Below are 2869 nucleotides of genomic sequence, written 5' to 3'. Positions count from 1 at the left end.
TGTTATATAAAATGTGGGCTAAATATTTGCTAAATTTGGTGCTAAGCAAATTCCACCGACGCTTAAGGCTTGCGGCAATCAACAGCGAGCTAGTCAATGCCTAGCTTGCGCGCACTTGACTGACAGGTAGAGTGATTAAAAAACGCGTGTGCCCATCCACCGTGTCGGTGATGATCGTGCCATTGTGTGCAGCGGCAATTTGTGCCACCAATGACAGACCAAGACCCGAGCCTTTTTTATCTTGCTGCAAGCGCACAAACGGGCTAAATACATCGGCGCGTTTTTCGATGGGAATGCCTGCGCCTTGGTCGATAACGGCAATTTGGACAAACGGGTAGGTGACGGGCGCAGGTTTTTTACGGCTAAAGCGTGGGGATTTGGGTTTATCAGGATTTTTGCTTTCTTGAGGGTCTTTGGCGGCTTGGTTGATTTTATTGTCTTGGGCTAACTCACTTGCCGCATTTGGTGTGTCGGTGTGGTGGGCATTGCTTGGCATATCCGTGGGTGTGGTGTCGGTGCTATCGTTGGTTTGGGTGTCATGATCGGGCAATGTCAATAGCGGCTCCGCAGTAATTAGCGGTTGTCCTGTGTCATCAAGGGTATATAGCTGCACTTGTGCAGGTGGTACGCCGTGCAAATACGCGTTGTCGAGTAAATTGCGCACCATGTGGGTCAATAGGCTTTTTTGCCCCTCGATGGTCAGATGATGACCGACCAATGTCGCGCCTGCATAGTGTTGAATCTCACTTTTGATTAGGTCATACAAATCAATGACCTCCACCTGCTCGATGGCGTGCCCTGCGTCCATGCGGCTGACTAGCAAAATGCTTTCGACCAAGTCGTTGAGCCCCGTCAAATCGCGATTGATGGCATCGGCGCGTTTGGCAAATTTTTGCTGTGCGGTGGCATCAAGCTGACTGGCTAACATGCCCATCATCTCAACCTGCAAACGAATACGCGTAATCGGTGTGCGAATCTCGTGCGACGCGTGTGCCAACAGTAGCTTATTGGCATTCATCAAGGTTTCGATACGTTCGGCAGTTTGGTTAAAGCCGCGTGCCAAAAGCGTTAGCTCATCATCGCCCGTGGGTTTGACGCGCGCGCTAAAATCGCCTGCGCCCAATTTGACCATCTGTTGAGAAAGCTCATCAATACGATTGGTCAAAGTGCGTGTTAAGATCCAAATTGCCGCCGACATAATGAGCAGCAGCAGCAACGTGCCCGTAAATAAGTTTAAAAATGGGGCAAACGGAGACTGGGCAGGCGTATTGGCCTGGTATAACAACACATAGCCTGAAGGGCTGGCAATTTGCACATCCAGCGGATGCTTGGGCTCATCAAACGGAAACAACGCACGAAACCACGGCGGCTGCGGTGGCAAATGCGGCGGCAAGCCTGGCATGGCAAGTAGTGCGTCTTGCGTTTGCTCGTCATACAAGGCAAATTTGGCGTTGAGCGAATCGCCATACAACGAAAAACTGCGCCGAATCAATGCCATCAAATAACGGCTTTCAAGGTATTGGCGTTGGTCTTGCGCCACACGCAGCTCAACCAATAGCGGCTCAAGCTGTTGGGTAACTTGGGTAGCGATGATTTGGTGACGCGTTTTGTCTGACGTATCATGCACCAGATGGGTCAAAAGCATCATCGCGGCTGCAAACACACACAGCGCCAGCGTCACACTGGCGACGATTTTAAAAAACAGGCTGTTAAACTTGACGGGCAAAGCGGCGATGACTCAAAACAGATTTGAAGTTGGCGAAAACACAAAACCACCAAAGCGGCTTAGCCAAATGCAATGCCGCTTGATGGTAGCGATCAATTACACTTGGTCGGTGGCAAACTGATAGCCAACACCACGCACCGTGATGATACGCTTAGGCTGGCGTGGGTTGTCCTCAATCAGCGCGCGCAAGCGTGAGATATGCACATCAATCGCGCGGTCGATGTTATCGCTGCTGTCATCGTTTGGCATCGCGTGCCACAATTGATCGCGGCTTAGCACCTTGCCCGAATGGGTAGCAAAATAATGCAGCAACTGGAATTGGTGGGTTGTCAAGCGCACAGGGTTATCATCGATGGTGACCTCATGACTATCGGGATAGACCTTAAGCCGCCCAAACACCAAATTGTCCTCTTGCTGCTGATGGACGGGCAATTCATGACGCCGCAGCACCGCACGGATACGCGCCAACAGCTCGCGCGGCTCAAACGGCTTGGCAATGTAGTCATCTGCGCCCATCTCAAGCCCCAGCACGCGGTCGGTGGTGTCACCTTTGGCGGTCAGCATAATGATGGGCACATGCGCTAAGCGGCTGTCTTTGTGCTGGCGGATTTTTTGGCACACCTGCATGCCGTCCATATCGGGCAACATCAAATCCAAAATCACCAAATCCACAGGCTGGCTAGGATTGCCCAAAACCTCCAAACCCTCACTACCCGTTGGCGCGTGTGAGATATCATAGTAATTCATGCCCAAGTATTCACTAATCAGCTCTGCCAAATCTGGATCATCTTCTATCAGTAAAATGTGTTTGGTGCTTTTGGTATCATCCATTGTGTTGCTCTCTTGGGTATCGGGCTTAGATTTTAAAAATCAAATGCAAGCCATGCTAAAAAAATACGTCACTCACGCCATCATAGTACCAATTTAGGCAAAATCAAGCCGATTTTGTCATGCTTAACGATTAGTAAACGTTGGCTAAAGGTTATGCAAACTGTTGTTGGCTTGGTGTTACGTCGGCAAAATCTTAGCAAAGATAGGCTTAAAAAACAGGACGCAAAATTCAAATCAAAATAATTACAATCAACGCAAATCAAACCAAACAACACCGCCTTGACCTGACCTAAGGCGATGTTGTTAAATTTT

2 protein-coding genes are annotated in these 2869 nt (G+C 49.6%); both read right to left on the bottom strand.

Translation table 11 applies throughout. The features are described from left to right. Positions 1-100: 100 nt before the first annotated feature. Positions 101-1726 carry a sensor histidine kinase gene (locus MA2_RS10560; protein ID WP_245945343.1) on the bottom strand — a complete coding sequence of 542 codons (1626 nt, stop codon included), beginning with the start codon at positions 1724-1726 and terminating at the stop codon, positions 101-103. Between the two features lie 96 nt (positions 1727-1822). Next, on the bottom strand, positions 1823-2557 hold the full coding sequence (locus MA2_RS10555; RefSeq protein WP_067059618.1) for a response regulator transcription factor: 735 nt from the start codon (positions 2555-2557) through the stop codon (positions 1823-1825). Positions 2558-2869 lie beyond the last annotated feature (312 nt).

It is taken from the genome of Moraxella atlantae NBRC 14588 (assembly GCF_001591265.1).
Taxonomy (GTDB): Bacteria; Pseudomonadota; Gammaproteobacteria; order Pseudomonadales; family Moraxellaceae; genus Faucicola; species Faucicola atlantae.
This window is presented reverse-complemented; position numbering and strand designations above follow the sequence as displayed.

Excerpts from the sequence above, each read along its gene's own strand:
- MA2_RS10555 (WP_067059618.1), bottom strand. The coding sequence starts at position 2,557 with ATGGATGATACCAAAAGCACCAAACACATTTTACTGATAGAAGATGAT.